The organism is Pedobacter sp. PLR, from assembly GCF_026239675.1.
Classification (GTDB): Bacteria; Bacteroidota; Bacteroidia; order Sphingobacteriales; family Sphingobacteriaceae; genus Pedobacter.
Window position 1 is genome coordinate 18,431 of the sequence record NZ_JAPIVQ010000010.1, and the last position, 19,963, is coordinate 38,393.

Genomic DNA, 19,963 nt, shown 5'->3' on the forward strand with positions numbered 1-19,963 from the left:
GGATCAATCTTAATTATAAACCGCGTATCAAAAAAGAAAACCATGAAAAAAGTACTTTCACTATTCACCATGCTGTGCTTCTTTGTAAGTTTAAGCATGGCCCAGACTGTGGTGCCAACTACAGCCAGTAAACAAAAAGCTAAAGCTAAGAAAGAAGTGAGTCAGGCGGCGGCTGATGCAAAAAAAGAAGCAGCGGCGGCTAAGAAAGAGGCAGCAGCTAAGAAAAAGGAAGCGACGGCAGCTAAGAAAGCAGCAAAAGCTGATGCGGATAAAGCAGCGGCATCGGGGGCTAAATTGAAAAAGGATGGCACACCGGATAAGCGCTACGCTGCAGGAGCCAAAGAAACCAAGGCAGCAGCGGCAACTAAAAAAGACGCGACGGTAAAAGCAGCAGCGGCAGCGAACACACCGGGTCTTAAAAAAGATGGTACCCCTGACAAACGTTACAAAGCGGCAGCGGCACCAGCAACAACCACGACGACTACAACCACTACAAAGGCAACGACTGCTAAAAAAGCAGCAGCTACTACTACTGTAAAAGACTACAAACCTACTGTGGACAGAAGTCTTAAAGGACCAAACGGGGAAGAGATATTAACCGGCCCGAGAGGTGGTAAATACTATATCAACAAAAACGGCAATAAGACTTATATTAAAAGAGAAGGCTAATAAACGGATAAGCTGTAAAATATAAAGGCGACAGGAATAAATCCTGTCGCCTTTTCTATGTCTTTGTAAGATCGTTTTAAATTAACCTACACGGTAAACGTTAAATTTATCGTTTCTAACTGGTTGTCCTTTGATGCACAATGCTTCGCCTTTGTTGTTTCTTGTTGCTTTGATCACGAAAGGCTCGTCTGATTGTTGGGCAGCTTCATAAGCCAGTTTCAATCTGTCAATATAAGTATCTGCGTCTACTCTCCATTTTTTATCCTGATACATGAAGTAGGCAAAAACGTTCCTTGTTTTTCCTTTTAGTTTTCCATCTAATCTGATGTGAGCCACATTGGCTTGCTTTAAAGGTTCCACAACCTGCTTATAAAAATCAGTGAAATTTTCGAACGTTGGTATCGTATTAATAGTGCTCATGTAATCTTTTTTCTTCAAAAATACATAAAATCTTTTGATCAGGCAGAAAGCCGTCGATTTATCCGGGATATTATTCGCTCCCAACGCTTAAATCTGGATTTTATGATGCATAACAATAAGTAAGTTTTGTTTTTTGATATCTAAATTGTATCCTTGCTTGCAAATCATAAAGCAGTAGACAGTTTATTTGTGGTCGAAAATCAAAGAATTTATAAGAAAATTGTAATTTTTGTTTTAAAAAGTAATATATTCAAACTTGTAGGACCTCAAGTTTTGTTTTCTGTGTTTATGATCTTAGCTTTGGGAAGTTTTTGATGATTTGACAAATTTGTCAAATAGAATAAACGATTTAACGGGAGAAATTATACAATACAGAGCTAATGATTTTTCGATCAAACCGACAAACATCAACAAATAGCTCCGTGATCTAAACATACAGTACTAGCATGCGCAAAAAATTACACGATAGGATAGCCGCTTTTAAAGACGCTACAGCAATCAAGGAAAGAGGCTTATACCCTTATTTCCGAGCCATTGAATCAGGACAGGATACAGAAGTGGTTATTGATGGGAAAAAGGTGTTGATGTTTGGCTCCAACTCCTATCTGGGACTAACTAATCACCCGAAAATCAAGGAGGCTTCAAAGGCTGCAATTGATAAATATGGAACGGGTTGTGCCGGCTCAAGATTCTTAAATGGTACATTAGACATACACATCGAACTGGAAAGAAGACTTGCTGCTTATGTTGGCAAGGAAGCTGCAGTACTTTTTAGTACTGGATTTCAGGTGAACCTGGGTGTGATCTCTTGTCTTTTAGACAGAAATGATTACCTGATTCTGGACGAATATGACCACGCTTCTATCATTGATGGTAGCCGTCTTTCGTTTTCAAGATCTATTAAATACGCCCATAATGACATGGAGGATCTTCGTAAGAAATTAAGTCGCTTACCGGAAGATGCCGCTAAACTTATTGTTGCGGACGGTATTTTCAGTATGGAAGGTGATTTAGTAAAATTACCGGAAATTGTTAAACTAGCCGAAGAATTCGGTGCTAACATCATGATGGATGATGCGCACAGTTTAGGTGTAATCGGTGTGAATGGTTCAGGAACTGCTTCGCATTTCGGTTTAACTGATCAGGTTGACTTAATCATGGGTACTTTCAGTAAATCTTTAGCTTCTCTTGGTGGTTTCATCGCCGGTACAGAAGAAACTATTGAATATGTGAAACACAGAGCACGTTCATTGATGTTCAGCGCAAGTATGCCTCCTTCGGCTGTTGCCAGTGTAATCGCAGCTTTAGACATTATTGAAGCAGAACCAGAACGTATTGACCAGTTATGGGCAAATACCAATTACGCGAAGAAACTATTATTAGAAGCTGGATTTGACATCGGTCATACCGATAGTCCAATCATTCCGGTATACATCAGAGACAACGACAAAACTTTCCTGATCACCAATATTTTAAGTAATAACGGTATTTTCGTGAACCCTGTAGTTTCTCCTGCGGTACCTTCGGATGCTTCATTACTCAGATTCTCATTGATGGCAACACATACATTTGCACAGATCGAAGAAGCGGTAGAAAAAATGGCACTTGCCGCTAAAGAAGTGGAATTAACTCCATCTCAGGTCGCAATATGAAAAACATCGTTGCTGTAAACGACAAGAAACAGCTGGCATCTTTTATTGATTTCCCGCACGATTTGTATAAAAACGACTCGAACTATGTTCCTGAACTTTTTATCGCGCAACAGGATATGCTTACCCCTGGTAAGCATCCTTTTCATGAGCATTCTACTTTACAGCTTTATCTGGCTTATGAAGGGGATAAAATCATTGGAAGGATTGCCGCTATTCAGAATAATAACCACAATAACATCAATAAAACAACTGAAGGTCATTTTGGCTTTTTCGATTGCATCAATGATCAGCAAACGGCGCAGCTATTGGTCGATACCGCTGCAAAATGGTTAAAAGAAAGAAACATGACCAGCATGATTGGTCCGGTGAATTTCTCTACCAATGACATTTGTGCCTTGTTAATTGAAGGTTTTGATGGTCCTCCGGTAGCCATGATGCCTTATAATGCACCTTATTATCAGCAATTGCTGGAGAATACAGGTTTAGCAAAAAAGGTAGATTTAAGGGCTTATAAATTCATTGCCGGTGATTATAATGACCGCTCTTTAAAGCTGACCGAAGCCATTCGTGAACGCTTGAAACGCAATAACATCATCATCAGAAAGATCAACATGAATGATTTCTGGAATGAGGTGGTGAAAGTACGCGAAGTATATAATGGCGCATGGGACCACAATACAGGTTTCGTTCCGGCAACAGATAAGGAGTTTCATTATCTGGCAAAGGATTTGAAAATGATTGTTGACCCCGACTTTATCTATGTAGCGGAGCAGGATGGTAAAATGGTAGGTATTTCTTTATCTATTCCTGATATCAACCAGGCTTTGATTAAGATCAAAAGAGGCCGTTTACTGCCTTTCGGTATTTTCAAATTGTTGTGGTACAAGCGCAAAATCAAGGGCTTACGGATCATGGCTTTAGGCGTGTTAGACGGTTACCGTAAAATGGGCATTGAAGCTTGTCTTTATGGATTAACCATTAAAACATTCCAGGAAAAGAAGTTTGATTACGCAGAAGCTTCCTGGACTTTAGAACACAATACGATGGTAAACAGCGCTATTGAGCAAATCAATGGTAAACTTTACAGAAAATATAGAATTTTCGAGAAATCAATATGATAAAAAAGGTATTAATTACCGGTGCAACAGGATTTGTGGGTTATCATTTGATCGAGAAAGCATTAGGAGCCGGACTGGAAGTGCATGCAGCAGTCCGTCCGGGTACTGATAAGTCTCATTTGAAAGATTTTGACATCCAATACACTACGTTGGATTACACTTCCGTAGATCGTCTTAAAAGCGCTCTGGAAGCCCGGCAATACCATTACATCATCCATGCCGCAGGAATTACCAAAGCAAAGACCAAAGCTGCTTACAATAAGGTCAATGCAGAGTTTTCCAAAAATCTGGCAATAGCCGCAAGTACGGCTAATATTGAACTGCATAAGTTTGTATTTGTGAGTAGTCTGGCGGCAATAGGTCCTTTAACAGATTTATCTGCCGAGATTCAGGACGATACTCCGGGGCATCCGGTCACCAATTATGGTGCAAGCAAGCTATTAGCAGAGCAATATTTATCAGCGATACCTAACCTTCCTTTACTGGTTATCCGCCCAACAGCGGTGTACGGGCCAAGGGAAAAGGATTTATTCATCTTGTTTAACACAATTAATAAAGGGTTAGAGCCTCATATTGGTCGTTTCCAGCAACAGCTGAGCTTCATTTATGTCAGAGATCTGGCTTCGGTGATTGTCAAAGCGCTCTCTTCTCCCCTTGCCGGGAAAAGTTATAATGTTTCTGACGGCCATATTTATAGTCGCTATGCCCTGGCAGATGTGATTAAAAAGGCGCTGAATAAGAAAACCATTAAGTTTCATTTACCGGTAGCGGTGGTGAGTTTTATGGCGACCATGATGGATGTTTTCTATGCAAAAAGTAAGCATACCCCAACATTGAACAAAGAAAAAATGGCCGAGCTTACTGCCATTAACTGGGCATGTAATATCGGCCATTTAAAAGCTGATTTAGGTTTTGAACCTGGTTATAACCTTGAAAAAGGGTTAATAGAAACCGTCAGCTGGTATAAAGATAATAACTGGTTATAGTTTTATGATTTGGTACCCGATTCGAGTTCCACTTTAGATGCTAAAAATGTAAGGTATTTTTTATCATCTTCAAATAAGTCTTTACCTTCTAACTTATAAGCATGATGCAGGTAATCTGTAGCATGCTTTTCTTCACCTAGCTCCAGGTAACTTTGTCCCATACGCAATAACACGAATGCATTCGGATCTTCCTCACCATAAATCTGATAAGCACGGTGTAAATGGTCTAATGCCTCTTTGTACTTTTTCTCCGCAAAGTAAGCATCACCAATAGAAGCTGAAATCCATGCAGTAGCTTCCCAATCGTCTTTTGGTGCTGGTAAAACTTCTAAAGCTTTAGTGAATGCAGCAATTGCTCCTTCATAGTTTTCCTTGTCCATCTCGGCATTTCCTTCTTCACAGTACTTGTCTAAAAGCTCATGCTCTTCTTCAGTAAGCTCCAGTTGCTCTTCGTCTTCATTAGGAACAAATGTTTCCTTGAAAGCGATAAACTCCGGATCATCCATTAAAGCGATCTTCAGGTAGTCCGTGTTTTCATCGATAAAAATCTTGCTACCTTCTTTCTCATAAGCGATCAGAAAGTTTGCTCTTGCATTGTCCAGATCTTTTAAAGCATAATAAATTGCTCCGGTCGTCAGGAAGTGACGTGTTGAATTGATCTTTTCATGGGCCATCTTTTCTTTCAGATACTCGGTTTCTTCAAGGAAGAAAGGCAAGGCCTTTTCTAAAGCTCCCGTTTGCTCATAAAAAGAATAAATGCTGTCGAGCACTACTCCTCCTATACTACTGTTTTCCTTAGGTCCTGCTATTGACCCATTGATCTCCATTAACAATTGTTCCGCGGCATCAAAGTTTGAAGCCTCCGTTAAATCATAAACCTGGTCAATCTTATTGAAAAACTCTTCCTCTTGTTCGGCGTTAAAATTCCCTTGTGTAGACATATTGTTTAAACTTAAATGGTTTACGAATGTGACTAATATACTACTTTTGCTGTTCCATTTGTTTAATGATTTTATTTACTTCAGTCTCTGTTGCGCGCAACTTGTTCTGGCAGAATTCAATGAGTTCTGATGCACGCTTTACCTTTTCTGCCAAAACATCTACAGAAACAGACTCTGTCTCTATTTCTTGCGCGATTTCTGCCAGTTCTTTATAAGCTAACTCATAAGTTAAATTCGTTTTCATCGTATGCTGATTTTGATTTTACTGTTGTTTTGATTTCTGAATTGGCCAATCTGACGGTCAATTCCTCCCCTATACCTATCTGATCGGCATTACTAACGATTTTCCCGTTTACCTTTAAGATCGCAAATCCTTTGTTCAGGATGTTTTGCGGACTCATGATTCTCATAACAGATTGGAAATGGGCAATGTTTCCTGCTTTATTCAGAAAATACATTCTGCTGTAGGATTGCATGTTCTGCGCGAGGTTGCTCAGGTCTTTTCTTTTATTGGAAATGAGTATCCTGGGATTGGTCAGGATGAACCCTGACAATTGCAAAATGCGGTTATGGTGGCCATGCAGGAGATTTCGGCTGGTATTGATGGTGGATTGATTGAGTTGCACCAGCCGGTCTTTATGGTGATTGATCATTTGATATGTTTTGATCAGGATCATTTTCTGGATTCCGGTTAACCGGTCTTCAAAGTTGCGGTTATGGGAAATGATAAACTCTGCCGCTTTAGTAGGCGTTTTCGTTGAGGTATGTGCCATTAAATCCGCAATCGTCTCGTTTTTCTGGTGCCCGATACCAGTGATCACGGGAATGGGGAATTTGGCAATCGCACGGTTTAATTCGTAGTTGTCATAGAGCAGGAAATCGGTCTGTGAACCTCCACCTCTGATGATGATTAAAGCATCATACGGTTTTTTAGATTCGTATACCGCGATGATCCGGGCCAGAAACTGTTTTGCATTCCCATCACCCTGCACGAGTGCAAAGTAATCGTCAATATCGAATTTGTAGCCAAAAGGATTGTGCTCCAGACTGTGTCTGAAATCCTGAAATCCCGCTGAGGTATCAGAAGAAATGACCGCAATCCGCTGTATTACCGGGCTTAGTATTAAGCTATTGTTTCTGGTCAGGTAACGGTCTCCGTCTTTTTGAATGAAACCCGGGTTATCACGAAGTAATCTTTCCAGTGTTTCTTTTCGCTGCTGCTCAAATAAGCCGAGCGTGAAATTGGTATCAATGTCGAGCAGGTTCAGTTGCAATCCAAAAGCCGGATTATATTGAACAGATACCTGTACGAGTACGTTGATGTCGTTTTTAAACTTCTGTCCGGTCGCTTTTTCGAAATTGGCGATGTTGACAGAAGCATTCCCCCAGGCCCTTCCTGCTACTTTAGCAAGGATTCTTGCCGCAGTCTTGTCTTTTTCGACCAGTTCAAAATAGTGGTAATTACTTTGTGGTTTATAGGTGTAATTGGTGATGTCGGCGATGATCCAAAAGGTTTGCTGTCCAAAAACACCATCAATTGCCATTTGAATCTGGCGGGTTAATTCGGATAGTTTTATGGAGGGGATGGTGCTCAATGGTTCGATATATCTGTGATTATGGTCTAAAGTTAGGAAATCTAAAAACAAATCAACTCTTTGATAGTTTATAATGCAGTAACGACGCTATAAATACGGATATGAACGAGGATACGAAAATAATACTGGGCATTTTTGCAGGTTTAGCAGCAGGTGCTGCTTTAGGTTTATTATTAGCCCCTGAAAAAAAAGACGGGCATTTGGATGGCCATGACGTTGCTTTGGCAACCCCCGGGCATCAGGACCACACCACAGAACAATTACAACACCTGAAGGATATTAAAGATCGCTTGATGAATACCTTTGAAAAAGATGACTTCAATGATCATGTAGAGCATGTATAAGCTCTTTTCTATTTGCGGCAAAGTATCTGGCCGGGAAAGTATGGTGTTAAGGATCGAAAAACAGGGATGATGGTAAAAAGGTACAATTACAAAGAGATTAACGGTCTGAAAGATTTAAAGCAGAAACAAGCTGAATTGTTGTTGGATCAGGAACATTACGAGGAAAGACTCAAAGATGGTGTGAAGACCTATATCCATCAATTTAGCCCGGGATATATTGCGAAGAAGTATACCCGGAAACCAAAAGAAAAGGCGGTTTCTTTATTTAATAAAGTAAAATCCTGGTTTGGTAAAAAACCAAAAAACCTAATCGAGCGCACGTAGGCGACTTCCATTAGCGTTTACCTCTAAACTATGTTTTACCCCACATTTCAGGGCGAAATTGTTCTTTTGATGTCCGACAGGAAAATCATAGGCCACAGGATATCCGTAATGACCCACTTTCTCCTGTACGATATCATAGATCGTTTTTCCAAACTCCTCACCGGGATCATCGGGTTTTGCTTTGAATCCGCCAATAATTAAGCCGGCTAAACGGTCCAGCTTTCCTGTTCTTTTCAGGTTCCAGAACATGCGGTCCAGGCGGTAAAGGTATTCTCCGGTATCCTCCACAAACAGGATTTTGCCATCGGTATTCAGGTCGGATTTTGTGCCGGCCATGGTTTCTATGATACTTAAATTTCCACCCACCAGAATTCCCTCAGTTTTGCCGGGTTTATTGATCCCAATAATGGGTCCCTGGTATTGAAGGTGCTCTCCTTTTAGTGTTTTTTTGATCGACATGATGGTTTCCAGCTGCACAGCATCTGCGAAAGCGGGATCCGTAGGAAAAGAATTGCACATCTTTGAATGTATGGAAGCAATTCCAAACTGGCGGTTTAAATGGCAGTGTAAAACGGTTATATCGCTAAAACCAATGATCCATTTGGGCAATTTCACAAAGGTATTGAAGTTCAAAAGGTCTATAATCCTAACCATGCCATAACCTCCCCTTGCACACATGATGGCCTTAATTTGTGGATCATCCATCATTTCCTGAAGATCAGCCGCCCGCTCCTGATCCGTTCCGCCCATGGCAAAATCTCTTTTATCGATGGCCTTACCGATTTTAATCTTAAAGCCCCAGCTTTCTATCATGGCAATTGCCGGTAGAATTTCTGCTGTGGTAATAAATCCCGCCGGACTGGTGATTCCAATCGTATCTCCTGCTTTTAAATAAGGTGGTTGTTTTACCGGAGGCTCCTCAAAAGATTTGGTTTTCGATCCAAAGGAAGCATTAACAGGGAGGGTTAATCCTGCGCTCAGCATAAAAGAGAGAAAATGTTTCCTTTTCATATGGGGTGTTACTTTAACTTTTTCCAGAAAGAATTGCTGAATTGGGTATTGCAATGATAAGGCTATTTCAGGAAATACCGAATATCTACTCCATCGTTTTCGTAATTTTTCTATGTTATTAAGTTCTTAATTAAAGCGGTTTTGAAGTAAGAAAAGTATATTAGCTTATTGCAACCCGCCTGTTTAACAGGTTTAGCCAAATAAAACCTAACCAAGTATGAATAAATATCTGATCCTTGCCTTTTGTGGGTTTAGCCTGCAATTAAATGCGCAGACTAAACAAGTCAGTTTCCAGCCACAAAAAAAAGGGAAACAGGTAGACGTTATTGTCGACGGGAAGTTTTTTACCAGCTTCATGTATCCGGATAGCCTGGAAAAACCGATTTTATACCCGCTTCAAACTGCAAGCGGCCTTACCCTGACCAGAGGATTTCCTTTAAACACCAGAGATCAGGAGCGCACAGATCATCCACACCATGTGGGATTATGGCTTAATTATGAAAGCGTAAACGGCCTGGACTTCTGGAACAATTCCTATAACATTCCTGAGGCGAAAAAAAGTAAGTATGGCTGGATCAGAGCGGTTCAGCTGAAGGATGTTAAATCCGGCAGTAAAAAAGGAGCACTGAGCTATACCGCAAATTGGGAAAGACAGGATCGCAAGGTTTTACTGAAAGAGAAGACGACGTTTATCTTTTCCGGCGATGAACATACACGGACAATTGACCGGGTAACCACGCTTACTGCTGTAAAAGATTCGGTAAAATTCAAAGATGTTAAAGATGGTATGATTGCCCTCAGGGTGACCAAAGAGTTGGAAATGCCTTCCAGTCAAACGGCCGAATTTACCGATAGCCAGGGCAACCGGACAAAAGTTTCTGCTTCTGGTAATGGTGCAAACGGCGATTACCTGACCAGCGCAGGAAAAAAAGGAAATGATGCCTGGGGAACCAGAGCAAACTGGTGCTTACTTGCCGGCGTTAAAGACCAGCAGGAAGTTTCCATTGCAATCATTGATCACCCGAAAAATCCCGGATACCCAACTTACTGGCATGCCAGAGATTACGGTCTGTTTGCCGCAAATCCTTTAGGCCAACAGGTATTTAGCAATGGTAAAGAAAATTTAAACCTTAGCCTTGCCCCCGGCGAATCCATTACTTTTCGCTATCGTGTATTCATCAGCTCCGGAGAAAAGCCAAAGGCCGAGGTGTTAAACCAACAGGCATTACAGTTCAGTAAAACCGCTATTTAGCAATAACCTTAACCACCTTACCCCGGTATACTTCCTGCCGGATAAAAACCTAAACCACACAAATGAAAACTAAACCAGTACTACTTTTAGCTGCCTTGCTATGGGCAGGGAGCCCGAATGGCTTACAGGCACAAACTCAAAAATGGCAAAACTTATTCAACGGAAAAGACTTGCAGGGATGGAAACAACTCAACGGACAGGCAAAATATGAAGTTGTTAACGGAGAAATTGTGGGCACCACAGTTTCCAATCAGCCAAATTCGTTCTTAACTACTGAAAAGAATTACGGGGATTTTATCATGGAACTGGAACTGTTTGTAGACGATTCTATGAACTCCGGTGTGCAGATCCGAAGCGAAAGCAAGTCGGATTACCAAAATGGCAGAGTACATGGCTATCAGATTGAAATCGATCCATCCGACAGGAAATTCAGCGGCGGGATTTATGATGAGTCCAGAAGAGGATGGTTATATCCAATGGACATCAATCCAAAAGGAAAAATGGCCTTTAAAAATCAACAGTGGAACAAATACCGTGTAGAATGTATTGGCAATTCGATCCGTACCTGGGTAAATGGTATTCCTGCTGCTAATGTGGTGGATGCAATGACCCCTACCGGCTTCATCGCCTTACAGGTTCATGGTATCGGTAAAAATGATGCACCAGGGAAACAAATCCGCTGGAAAAATATCCGAATTCAGACGGAAAACCTAAAACCATCTAAAACGGATCAGATATTTGTCGTTAATCTGGTACCAAACGACCTTTCTAGTCAGGAGAAGGCTGAAGGATACTCGTTATTATGGGACGGTAAAACGAGTAAAGGATGGAAAGGCGCGTATAAACCCGGCTTCCCACAAAGTGGATGGTCGATTAATAATGGAGAATTGAGCGTACAAAAATCTAATGGCGCAGAATCTACCAATGGCGGTGATATCGTAACAGAAAAACAATACGGAGCTTTTGAGCTTAAATTCGACTTTAAACTTTCTGAAGGCGCGAACAGTGGTGTGAAGTACTTTGTAACCTTAACAGAAGGAAATAAAGGCTCAGCTATTGGTCCGGAATATCAGATTCTTGACGATGTGAGACATCCGGATGCGAAACTTGGAAAAAATGGCAACCGTACATTAGGTTCGTTATATGACCTGATGACCAGCAAAAAAGTGCCAAATGCACAACGTAAAATCGGCGACTGGAACAGAGGACTGATCCGTGTTTTTCCGGATAACAAGATTGAATATTGGTTAAATGGTTACAAAATTCTGGAGTATACCAGAGGATCGTCAGAATTCCTTGCCCTGGTAGCAGACAGCAAGTATAAAGACTGGAAGGATTTCGGAATGGCCGCCAAAGGACATATCCTATTGCAGGATCATGGTGATCAGGTATCTTTCAGAAGCATCAAATTGAAACAACTTTAATCCCCCTATTTTATGTTATCTTCAAGAAGAAAATTCATTAAACAGTCTGCGATTGCAGCCGCCGGAACCTATATGGGAACCATGGGTTTAAGTGCGAAAAGCTACGGAAATATCATTGGTGCCAATGATCGTGTCAGAGTTGGTGTGGTCGGTTTTTCCGATCGCTTTGCCAGTTCCCTCCTGCCGGGTTTCCTGAATCATCATAAAGAGCTCAATTTCGATATTGCCGCGGTGTCAGATTTATGGAATTACCGCCGGGGTTTAGGTCAGGATCTACTTAAATCAAAGCTGGGTCATGACATTACCGCTTGTCGTAATAATGAAGAATTATACAATTTAAAAGATATTGATGCAGTCATTGTTAGTACAGCCGATTTCCAACACGCTGTACACACCATGGAAGCTATTAAAGCCAAATGTGATGTATATTGTGAGAAACCTTTCGCTGAAACGATGGAGGATGCCAGAGCTGCTTTAAAAGCCGTTAAAGGTTCTCAGCAAATCGTTCAGATCGGTTCTCAAAGGAGAAGTGGCGGGAATTATAAAGCCGCTTCAAAGTTTATTCAGGATGGCAAGTTTGGCGATATCACCATGGTGGAGCTCAGCTGGAATGTAAATCAACCCGGAAGATGGCGCAGACCTGATTTAGTAGCCAAACTGAAACAGGAAGATACCGATTGGAAACGCTTCCTGATTAACCGGCCTTTTGAAGAATGGGATCCGAGAAAATACCTGGAGTATCGTTTATTCTGGCCTTATTCTTCCGGAATGCCGGGACAATGGATGTCGCACCAGATTGATACGGTTCACTGGTTTACAGGTTTAAAACACCCACGTAGCGTAGTGGCCAATGGGGGCATTTACCAATGGAAAGACGGACGTAGAAACTGGGATACCACTACGGCGGTGTTTGATTATGGACCGGATAATAATGCAGAGAAAGGTTTTCAGGTGGTCTTTACTTCCAGAATGCACAATGGTGATGAAAACCCAGCAGAAATCTATTATGCGAATGGTGGTGAATTAAACCTAAATACCAATACGGTTTCTCCAAAAGGTGGACTAAAAGCTGGTCCGGCTAATGCCATGAAAATGCAACCTAACCTGCTACCGGAATTAAAGTTGTCGGATATGGTAGAAAAAGTAGCGGTATCTGCGAATACCGGTGGTGATAAGCTGACTTCCGCACACATGCGAAACTGGATGGAATGTATCCGTAGCAGACAGCAAACGAATGCGCCGGTAGAAGCTGGTTATTACCACTCTATAGCAAACATCATGACCAATGCTGCCGCCAGAACAGGTAAAAAAGCGGTGTTTGATGAAGCAACACAAGAGGTAATGGTAGATGGTAAGCCTTTCAAATATTAATGATGTTCAGAAGGAAATTTATACAGAATAGCGGCATTCTGGGCGCCGGGCTATTATTACCTGGTGAGCTTATTGCTGCAGCCGGATATGATCACGCTGCTCCTGAAAACAGGATTAAAATAGGTGTAATCGGTTGCGGGGACCGTGGAAAAGGATTAATCCATATCGCTAAACAGTTGCCCGAAGAATTTGAGCTGGTCGCTATTGCAGATGTGCTTGATTTTAGAATCAATGAAACATTAAAGCAACCAGGTGCTGTGGGTGTGAAATCTTATGCCGATTACCGGGATTTGCTGAATGACCCGAAGATTACCGCAGTGTTCATCTCCACTCCTTTGAACATGCACTTTCCTATTGCTTCGGCGGCTTTAAAGGCGGGAAAGCATGTTTATCTGGAAAAAACCATGACTTACGATATTCCGGAAGCCTTTGCGCTGGTGGAGCTGGTAAAAAAACACCCGGAACAAACCCTCCAGGTGGGCCATCAATATCGCTATGCGCCTATCTATTATAAGGTTAAGGAGATGATCGACAATGGGTATCTGGGAAAAGTAACACAGATTGAAAGCCGCTGGGACCGCAACAACAACTGGAGACGACCTATTGCAAACCCTGCACTGGAACGAAAGGTGAACTGGCGGATGTATAAGGAATATTCCGGTGGACTGATGGCTGAACTGCTCTCCCACCAAATGGATTTCATCAACTGGGCTTTTAATACCCATCCTCAGGAAATCATGGCCACAGGTGGCATTGATACCTATAAAGATGGCAGGGAAACCTACGATAATGTTCAGGTGATGTTTCGTTATGAGGGTATGATTGGTAATTTCGGGACTACATTGGGTAATGAACGCGATGGTTACCTGTTTAAGCTGAAAGGTACCAAAGGAACCATTTCTTTACTGGTCAATGAAGCTATATTTTATCCGGAAAAAAGCCATAAGAAGGAGTTGGAAACTGTTGACGGCGTAACCGGGGCAACCAAAATAGTCTGGGATAAAAACGGTGGGGTTCCCATTAAAACGGATCTGCCAGCCAAAGACGGCACCTATTACTCCCTTAAAGATTTCCATAAATCTATTCTGGAAAAGAAACAGCCAGATTCTAATGTCATTACCGGTGCTACCACAGCATTTTGTGTGCATCTGGCGAATAAAGCACTTTATGGCCAGCAAATTGAGCGCTGGGAACCAAAATACAATCTATAACCGGATGCCTGACTTTCCCACTCAGGCATTTTTTTATGTTTTCTGCTCCTGCTGGCTTACCTGTTTTTCTGTGGGCTGCGATGATCGCAGCTGCATCATTGAAACGATAACTTCCCCTTAATCAGAACTTAGCTCTAAATGCAAAAAGCGGCTTCTTTTATGGAAAGAAGCCGCTTTTTTACTTTTAAATAGTTGATCTACCAGAAGGCAGAATATAAAGCCACCAACATGGCAAAGATGATTAAGGCACCCACTGCAAATGAAGTAGAAACTTTAAACATTTTAGCATCGATCTCTAATCCTTTGGTTACAACACCTTTTTTACCTTCATAAATACTAATCAGGTACATTCCCAGAATACAAACCGCGAAAACGATCAGCATTCTATCCATGAATGGAATCTCAAATACACCGCTTGAATTGGCAATTGCCCATCCGTATTCATGTAATGAAGAAAGGTCAACCCATCCTGGTAAGAATTTAAGGAGTACTGAAACCACAAAACCACCTACAGTAGCGAACATTGCCGCATTTGAAGTTGTTTTCTTCCAGAAGAATCCAAGGATAAACATCGCAAAGATACCTGGCGATACGAATCCGGTATACTCCTGAATGTATTGGAAACCTTGTTTTCCTTCTCCCATTAATGCATCACCTACAATCAGAGAAAGTACTACTGCCATCAACATAGAAACCACTACAGTGATTTTACCTACGTTCACCATAGTACGTTCGCCTGCATTTGGGTTAAAAGCTTTTTTATAAATATCAAGGGTAAAGATGGTTGCGATACTATTGGCTTTTCCGGCAAGGGAGGCTACAATCGCTGCGGTCAATGCTGCAAAAGACAATCCTTTTAAACCGATTGGCAACAGTCCTAGTAATGCAGGATACGCCTTGTTTGGGTCTTCCACACCTGAAGCAGTCAATAAATCTGCTGCTTTGATACCACCCATGTTCTCTTTAACAATAAAATATACTGCGATACCTGGAATCACGACGATTACCGGCATCAGCATTTTAAGGAATGCGGCGAATAAAAGTCCGGCTCTCGCAACTGGTAAAGAAGCTCCAAGCGCTCTTTGTGTGATGTACTGATTACATCCCCAGTAACTTAAATTTGCAATCCACATACCACCAATTAATACACTTAAACCCGGAAGGTCCATGTAATTGGGATTGTCTTTTTTGAAAATCAGGTGAAAATGTTCCGAAGCACCGGTTCTTAGAATACCAAAACCTTTCAAAATCCCCTCGCCGCCTGAAATCAGGTTTAAAGCAAGATAGGTAGCCACTAAGCCGCCCAGAATCAAGAAGAACACCTGGATCACATCCGTATATCCAATTACTTTCATACCACCAAGGGTGATGAAAATAGCGAAGATTGCCAATGCAAGGATACAAGCGGTTAGGTCTAGTCCGGATATACCGCTGATGGCCAGGGCCCCAAGGTAAAGGATGGACATCAGGTTAACTACTATATATAACATCAACCAGAATACCGCCATAATCATCGCTACTTTTTCATTGTAACGCTGACTTAAAAACTGGGGCATGGTAAAGATCTTATTCTTTAGGTAAACCGGCATAAAGAACACTGCTACAATGATTAACGTTGCAGAAGCCATCCATTCATATGCAGAAATAGCCAGTCCGAGTTTAAACCCTGAACCACTCATTCCAATCATTTGTTCTGCCGAGATATTTGAGGCGATAAGTGAAGCTCCGATGGCCCACCAGGTTAAAGAGCCCTCTGCTAAAAAGTAATCTTTGGAATCTGCTGATGCAGTTTTCTTTTTGTAATAAATCCAGAAACCGTAAGAAGATACGATAATGAAGTAAATAAAAAATACGATGTAATCGTATTTGTGAAGTCCGCTCATTGTGGTTTAAATGTTGATTAGCTGGCTAAAATATAAATTTATTTGCCATAACTTTTCAGAAAACAACAGAAAATAGAAAATAATTAAAGGCCATCCATGAGAAGCCACTTACTTTATAAGCTGTCCCTGCTTTAAACCTGCTGGTTTATAGATGAATTGCAAATAAACCAGGGCAATCAGCGTAATTCCTGTACAGGCATAAAAAGTAACAGGTATCATGGCCAGATCATCAATAAACAACCAGCCGGCTAGTAGAGCACCCAAACCAATTCCGGCTTCGAGGGCGATATACATGGTGGCCATAGCTTTTCCGCGGTGATGCGGATCGCTGAGGTCAACTGTCCATGCAGTTGCTGTTGGAGACAACATTCCTGTTGCCACACCGTACAGTGCAGAAGCCGACATGAGCATGAAAGAGGTGTCTGCCAACGCGATCCATAAGGTTGAAGCCGCAAGGAGTACTAAGGAGAACTTTAAGATTACTGGTCTGCCGTAATTGTCGGAAGCCTTGCCTGCTACAAAGCGTATCAAAAGAGATGTTAAAGTGAACACCATAAAGAACATCCCTTTATTACTGGTGCCCAGGGCTTTACTCCAATCAGAAATAACCGTTAGGATAGCGCCATAACTGATATACGTCATGAAAATGATAATCACGGAAGGGATCACTCTCCATTCAATAATGTCTTTCCTGTTGATCTTTAAATGACTAAACCTGAATCTCTCTTTATTGGGAAGGGTTTCTTTCATATTCGCCAGGATCACAATAGACAATAAGGCGAAAAGAGAAGAACAATAGAAAAGGATATTGATATCGAAATGATCAGTGATTAAACTCCCGATTGCAGGGCCTATAGCTAGTCCGGTGCTAAAACAAACACCGTGTACACCCATGGCTTCTCCCCATCGGTTAACCGGCACCAGATCTGCTACATAAGCTGCGGTAGCTGTAGGTTTAAATCCGGTAGAAAAGCCATGAATTAATCTTAAGAAAAGGAAACCTGCAACGGTGGTTAGCATCGGGTAAAGGAATCCGCACAGGAAGCAAACCAGAGAGCCTACAGCCATTACCGGGACTCTTCCAATGGTATCCGTTAGTTTACCGCTAAAAGGTCTGGAAATCCCTGCAGTAAGCGTAAACAGGGCAATAATAAAACCTTTGTACTCCGCGCCACCCATCGACGTTAAGTAAGCGGGCAGCTCGGGGATCAGCATATTAAAGCTGGCAGAAAAAAGAAAGGAGCTTAAGCAAACCAGACCAAATTGAAAGGTATATATAGAACCGGAAGATTGTTGCATTGAAAAAGGATGAATAAAGGGCCAAAGATAAGAGAAAAACTGTTTTAGTACCCGGTTTGTTTTTAAACCGGGAAGAAGTACCGTAAATGTAGTTCAGCTCGCTAAACCCGCCCCTCAGTAACACCTGAGAGACCAGACAAAAAAACACCAATACTTCTATTTTTATTAGTAATACCCACTGTTAAACTAAAATATTTAGTATAATTGTATCCTCATCGATATCTGGTTGATTAATTATTAAATGGAATCTAATTCAAAAAGACATGGTAATTGTAAATGATTTGCTGCACGGAAATGTAGAACTTCCTGAAGTTTTTGCTGATCTATTGGCTAGTCCGGCTTTAAAAAGGCTGGCTGGGGTACATCAAAGTGGTGCGATATTTCTGGTTAATCCGGAGATCAGCCATACCCGCCTGGAACATTCAATTGGCGTGATGTTGCTGATCAGGAAGCTTGGCGGTACGGAACTGGAACAGATTGCCGGTTTACTTCATGATATCTCCCATACGGCCTTTTCACATGTAGGCGATTATGTTTTTAAAAATAAGGAAGAGGATTATCATGAGGAAATGTTTGCAGAGGTTCTGATGAACTCAGAGATCCCTGCTGTGCTCCGCAAACATGGTTATCATCTGGATCAGCTATTAGATGGCGGGTTCCCGCTTCTGGAGCAACCTTTACCACATCTTTGTGCCGACAGGCTGGATTATACCCTGAGGGACTCCCTGCATGCCGGATTGATCAACAGACCGGCAGCGAAATTATTCCTGGAGCATATCACCATACAGCGGGGCTACATCGTGGTGACCAATGAGGAACAGGTCACCTGGATCAATACACTTTATGAGCGTCTAAAGAAAGAGGTCTTCCAGCTTCCACTTCACCTTTATGCCAATCAGCAGATGGCCGTCTTAATCAGGGATTTTCTGAGAAATGGATTTCTTCAGGAAGCAGACTTATTTAAGGATGATACTTTTCTCTTGAACAAAATCAGGAGTATCGCTCTGGGATATGAGGCAATTAAAGCGATTAAGACCTTAAAGGGTTATCCGGCTTTCCTAAAAAATGGAAGCAATCTAACGACCAAACTGAGAAACCTGAAAGCCATGCTTTCTATATAAAACCCCTTTTATTTTACAACGGCTTTCTTTCCACCCAGATTAACTACTGCACCAATGGTGAAGATAGAATTTCCTGCGGTCATAAATTTCCGGTCTTTTAACCCGAAGTTACCACTGGAGGTATATTGTAGCTGTACGGCGTCACTCAACCTCATACGGGTAAAGAATACCGGTTCAATAAACATATTGTCTTCTTTGGGCTGTCCGATGTTATTACTCAGAAAGGTATTCATACCCACATGGCTGATTCTGATCGCAGTTCCATAGTTCAGCGCGTACCTGTTTCCGAATAGCTTTAGGTATTTGTTCTTTTTAGAACTGTAGTTGACCTGGATAAATGTTTTTGTAAAGGAAACCTCCTCCTTCACACTACTAATTAATACATTATCATCGTACTCCCTGAAATTACGATCAGCTCTTCCACCGCCATATCCTGCATAAATTTCAATAATCTGATCATTGTCTGGTCCAAAAGTATCGATATACCCCCCACCGAACTCTACTAATTTATGACGAAAGTCTTTGCTGGTTCGTTCATTCTTCATATAAGAACCGCTAAATAACACCCCGAAATGATTTGATACTGCATAAGCACCATTGATACTTGCATTTCCTTTCGGCGAGATGTGTAGCCCCGCACTCAGCTCCCCTTTTTCGCTCAACATAGGTGTATTAGGGACGTTAGGCATATATACTGAGGAGCAGGAACTCCACATAGCAGCAGCAAAAAACAGAGGGACTATCAGGTATTTATTCATAGATTCCGGCATTAACAGACAAATAATCAAACGTGATTTTTACTTGTAAATTTCCTAAAAGTAGGGATTTGGGGTCGAATTTCATCGAATAATACGGCCACTACAACCGAACAACCTACTGTACCGAAGAGCATTAGCTACATAAACACCAGAGTAACAGAGCTGTTACAGTGCTCATTTACACTGCTCTTTTTGGCTGTTTTTTTTCCTGAAAAAGTTAAGATAAACAGAAATAGATATGGATATCAGGAATAAACCAAGTGTTAACCCATCAATAAAGTCCGGATTGATATCGAAACCGGTCAGGCGATCCGCATAATATTTAACAAAAGAATTGGGCAAATTCTGTTCTCCCAGCTGTTCCTTAACCTGCCATTGCCAGTCTGTAACCGGGCAATACCCAATTCCGTACCAGATTCCTAAAATCAACCAGCAAGCTAAGGTGACAGCTACACCGTATAAATGTAGCCGTCTGGTCGCCGGAAATGCCCATGCAAAGAGATTAAACCCAATTATTAATAAATGGATCAGGGTATAAAAGTAATCGAGGGCAATTAAACTCATTTATGAATCTTTCTGTTTTA

Annotated in this window: 20 protein-coding genes; 11 read left to right on the forward strand and 9 right to left on the reverse strand. The window is 41.6% G+C overall.

Annotated elements, in window-relative coordinates; all coding sequences use genetic code 11:
- The first annotated feature begins 42 nt into the window (after positions 1 to 42).
- A complete protein-coding gene (locus OQX61_RS21590) occupies positions 43 to 669 on the forward strand; it encodes a hypothetical protein (RefSeq protein WP_265843895.1) in 627 nt (208 codons plus the stop codon).
- Between the two features lie 81 nt (positions 670 to 750).
- On the opposite strand, the gene OQX61_RS21595 is transcribed toward OQX61_RS21590, so the two are convergent.
- Positions 751 to 1,089: a hypothetical protein gene (locus OQX61_RS21595; RefSeq protein ID WP_265843896.1), complete on the reverse strand. Its 339-nt coding sequence runs from the start codon at positions 1,087 to 1,089 to the stop codon at positions 751 to 753.
- Between the two features lie 446 nt (positions 1,090 to 1,535).
- Here OQX61_RS21595 and OQX61_RS21600 point away from each other — a divergent pair, with 446 nt between their 5' ends.
- The 3 genes from OQX61_RS21600 to OQX61_RS21610 are packed head-to-tail and all read left to right on the forward strand — an operon-like array spanning position 1,536 to position 4,845.
- Positions 1,536 to 2,741, forward strand: a complete 1,206-nt coding sequence (locus tag OQX61_RS21600) for a pyridoxal phosphate-dependent aminotransferase family protein (RefSeq protein ID WP_265843897.1) — start codon at positions 1,536 to 1,538, stop codon at positions 2,739 to 2,741.
- Entirely contained in the window at positions 2,738 to 3,859 is a 1,122-nt protein-coding gene (locus OQX61_RS21605) for a hypothetical protein (RefSeq protein ID WP_265843898.1), read from the forward strand. Before OQX61_RS21600 ends, OQX61_RS21605 begins: the two co-directional genes overlap by 4 nt.
- Entirely contained in the window at positions 3,856 to 4,845 is a 990-nt protein-coding gene (locus OQX61_RS21610; RefSeq protein WP_265843899.1) for an NAD-dependent epimerase/dehydratase family protein, read from the forward strand. The genes OQX61_RS21605 and OQX61_RS21610 overlap by 4 nt, the downstream gene beginning before the upstream one ends.
- Before the next feature lie 2 nt (positions 4,846 to 4,847).
- On the opposite strand, the gene OQX61_RS21615 is transcribed toward OQX61_RS21610, so the two are convergent.
- From OQX61_RS21615 to xseA, 3 genes are read right to left on the reverse strand one after another with little or no spacing between them, the layout of a single operon-like run.
- Positions 4,848 to 5,786, reverse strand: a complete 939-nt coding sequence (locus tag OQX61_RS21615) for a tetratricopeptide repeat protein (RefSeq protein ID WP_265843900.1) — start codon at positions 5,784 to 5,786, stop codon at positions 4,848 to 4,850.
- Between the two features lie 40 nt (positions 5,787 to 5,826).
- Positions 5,827 to 6,030: an exodeoxyribonuclease VII small subunit gene (gene xseB / locus OQX61_RS21620; protein ID WP_062548805.1), complete on the reverse strand. Its 204-nt coding sequence runs from the start codon at positions 6,028 to 6,030 to the stop codon at positions 5,827 to 5,829.
- Positions 6,008 to 7,381, reverse strand: coding sequence for an exodeoxyribonuclease VII large subunit (xseA, locus tag OQX61_RS21625; protein WP_265843901.1), 1,374 nt, complete (start codon positions 7,379 to 7,381; stop codon positions 6,008 to 6,010). Before xseA ends, xseB begins: the two co-directional genes overlap by 23 nt.
- Positions 7,382 to 7,482: 101 nt before the next feature.
- Here xseA and OQX61_RS21630 point away from each other — a divergent pair, with 101 nt between their 5' ends.
- Positions 7,483 to 7,725 (forward strand): YtxH domain-containing protein, encoded by a 243-nt coding sequence (locus tag OQX61_RS21630; protein ID WP_265843902.1) that lies wholly within the window; start codon positions 7,483 to 7,485, stop codon positions 7,723 to 7,725.
- A 66-nt stretch (positions 7,726 to 7,791) separates the two neighbouring features.
- Positions 7,792 to 8,049, forward strand: a complete 258-nt coding sequence (locus OQX61_RS21635) for a hypothetical protein (RefSeq protein ID WP_265843903.1) — start codon at positions 7,792 to 7,794, stop codon at positions 8,047 to 8,049.
- Here OQX61_RS21635 and OQX61_RS21640 read toward each other — a convergent pair.
- Entirely contained in the window at positions 8,032 to 9,060 is a 1,029-nt protein-coding gene (locus tag OQX61_RS21640; RefSeq protein WP_265843904.1) for an LD-carboxypeptidase, read from the reverse strand. The two genes, OQX61_RS21635 and OQX61_RS21640, sit on opposite strands and share 18 nt — an antisense overlap.
- A gap of 217 nt (positions 9,061 to 9,277) precedes the next feature.
- Between OQX61_RS21640 and OQX61_RS21645 the strand changes: the two genes are divergently transcribed.
- From OQX61_RS21645 to OQX61_RS21660, 4 genes are all read left to right on the forward strand, one after another.
- Positions 9,278 to 10,312 (forward strand): PmoA family protein, encoded by a 1,035-nt coding sequence (locus OQX61_RS21645; RefSeq protein ID WP_265843905.1) that lies wholly within the window; start codon positions 9,278 to 9,280, stop codon positions 10,310 to 10,312.
- Positions 10,313 to 10,374: 62 nt separating this feature from the next.
- Positions 10,375 to 11,736, forward strand: coding sequence for a DUF1080 domain-containing protein (locus OQX61_RS21650; RefSeq protein WP_265843906.1), 1,362 nt, complete (start codon positions 10,375 to 10,377; stop codon positions 11,734 to 11,736).
- Positions 11,737 to 11,748: 12 nt separating this feature from the next.
- Entirely contained in the window at positions 11,749 to 13,107 is a 1,359-nt protein-coding gene (locus OQX61_RS21655) for a Gfo/Idh/MocA family oxidoreductase (protein ID WP_265843908.1), read from the forward strand.
- Complete coding sequence (locus OQX61_RS21660; RefSeq protein ID WP_265843909.1) at positions 13,107 to 14,318, forward strand: Gfo/Idh/MocA family oxidoreductase; 1,212 nt, start codon at positions 13,107 to 13,109, stop codon at positions 14,316 to 14,318. The genes OQX61_RS21655 and OQX61_RS21660 overlap by 1 nt, the downstream gene beginning before the upstream one ends.
- Positions 14,319 to 14,515: 197 nt before the next feature.
- Here the strand turns inward: OQX61_RS21660 and OQX61_RS21665 are convergent, their stop codons facing one another.
- Together OQX61_RS21665 and OQX61_RS21670 are read right to left on the reverse strand one after the other, a co-directional pair.
- Positions 14,516 to 16,201 carry a sodium/sugar symporter gene (locus OQX61_RS21665; RefSeq protein ID WP_265843910.1) on the reverse strand — a complete coding sequence of 562 codons (1,686 nt, stop codon included), beginning with the start codon at positions 16,199 to 16,201 and terminating at the stop codon, positions 14,516 to 14,518.
- 108 nt (positions 16,202 to 16,309) lie between these two features.
- The gene (locus OQX61_RS21670) at positions 16,310 to 17,500 is read right to left on the reverse strand and encodes an MFS transporter (protein ID WP_265843911.1); all 1,191 of its coding nucleotides are present in this window, start codon (positions 17,498 to 17,500) and stop codon (positions 16,310 to 16,312) included.
- Positions 17,501 to 17,763: 263 nt separating this feature from the next.
- Here OQX61_RS21670 and OQX61_RS21675 point away from each other — a divergent pair, with 263 nt between their 5' ends.
- Complete coding sequence (locus OQX61_RS21675) at positions 17,764 to 18,621, forward strand: HD domain-containing protein (protein WP_265843912.1); 858 nt, start codon at positions 17,764 to 17,766, stop codon at positions 18,619 to 18,621.
- A gap of 8 nt (positions 18,622 to 18,629) precedes the next feature.
- On the opposite strand, the gene OQX61_RS21680 is transcribed toward OQX61_RS21675, so the two are convergent.
- Both OQX61_RS21680 and OQX61_RS21685 read right to left on the reverse strand, forming a co-directional pair.
- Entirely contained in the window at positions 18,630 to 19,379 is a 750-nt protein-coding gene (locus tag OQX61_RS21680) for a hypothetical protein (RefSeq protein ID WP_265843913.1), read from the reverse strand.
- Between the two features lie 174 nt (positions 19,380 to 19,553).
- On the reverse strand, positions 19,554 to 19,943 hold the full coding sequence (locus tag OQX61_RS21685) for a DUF2784 domain-containing protein (protein ID WP_265843914.1): 390 nt from the start codon (positions 19,941 to 19,943) through the stop codon (positions 19,554 to 19,556).
- Positions 19,944 to 19,963: the final 20 nt, after the last annotated feature.

Coding starts and splice junctions, on each gene's coding strand:
- OQX61_RS21660 (WP_265843909.1), top strand. CDS start 13,107: ATGATGTTCAGAAGGAAATTTATACAGAATAGCGGCATTCTGGGCGCC.
- OQX61_RS21615 (WP_265843900.1), bottom strand. CDS start 5,786: ATGTCTACACAAGGGAATTTTAACGCCGAACAAGAGGAAGAGTTTTTC.
- xseB (WP_062548805.1), bottom strand. CDS start 6,030: ATGAAAACGAATTTAACTTATGAGTTAGCTTATAAAGAACTGGCAGAA.
- OQX61_RS21645 (WP_265843905.1), top strand. CDS start 9,278: ATGAATAAATATCTGATCCTTGCCTTTTGTGGGTTTAGCCTGCAATTA.
- OQX61_RS21590 (WP_265843895.1), top strand. CDS start 43: ATGAAAAAAGTACTTTCACTATTCACCATGCTGTGCTTCTTTGTAAGT.
- OQX61_RS21670 (WP_265843911.1), bottom strand. CDS start 17,500: ATGCAACAATCTTCCGGTTCTATATATACCTTTCAATTTGGTCTGGTT.
- OQX61_RS21600 (WP_265843897.1), top strand. CDS start 1,536: ATGCGCAAAAAATTACACGATAGGATAGCCGCTTTTAAAGACGCTACA.
- OQX61_RS21605 (WP_265843898.1), top strand. CDS start 2,738: ATGAAAAACATCGTTGCTGTAAACGACAAGAAACAGCTGGCATCTTTT.
- OQX61_RS21665 (WP_265843910.1), bottom strand. CDS start 16,201: ATGAGCGGACTTCACAAATACGATTACATCGTATTTTTTATTTACTTC.
- OQX61_RS21595 (WP_265843896.1), bottom strand. CDS start 1,089: ATGAGCACTATTAATACGATACCAACGTTCGAAAATTTCACTGATTTT.
- OQX61_RS21655 (WP_265843908.1), top strand. CDS start 11,749: ATGTTATCTTCAAGAAGAAAATTCATTAAACAGTCTGCGATTGCAGCC.
- OQX61_RS21650 (WP_265843906.1), top strand. CDS start 10,375: ATGAAAACTAAACCAGTACTACTTTTAGCTGCCTTGCTATGGGCAGGG.
- OQX61_RS21685 (WP_265843914.1), bottom strand. CDS start 19,943: ATGAGTTTAATTGCCCTCGATTACTTTTATACCCTGATCCATTTATTA.
- OQX61_RS21680 (WP_265843913.1), bottom strand. CDS start 19,379: ATGAATAAATACCTGATAGTCCCTCTGTTTTTTGCTGCTGCTATGTGG.
- OQX61_RS21640 (WP_265843904.1), bottom strand. CDS start 9,060: ATGAAAAGGAAACATTTTCTCTCTTTTATGCTGAGCGCAGGATTAACC.
- OQX61_RS21610 (WP_265843899.1), top strand. CDS start 3,856: ATGATAAAAAAGGTATTAATTACCGGTGCAACAGGATTTGTGGGTTAT.
- OQX61_RS21675 (WP_265843912.1), top strand. CDS start 17,764: ATGGTAATTGTAAATGATTTGCTGCACGGAAATGTAGAACTTCCTGAA.
- OQX61_RS21630 (WP_265843902.1), top strand. CDS start 7,483: ATGAACGAGGATACGAAAATAATACTGGGCATTTTTGCAGGTTTAGCA.
- OQX61_RS21635 (WP_265843903.1), top strand. CDS start 7,792: ATGATGGTAAAAAGGTACAATTACAAAGAGATTAACGGTCTGAAAGAT.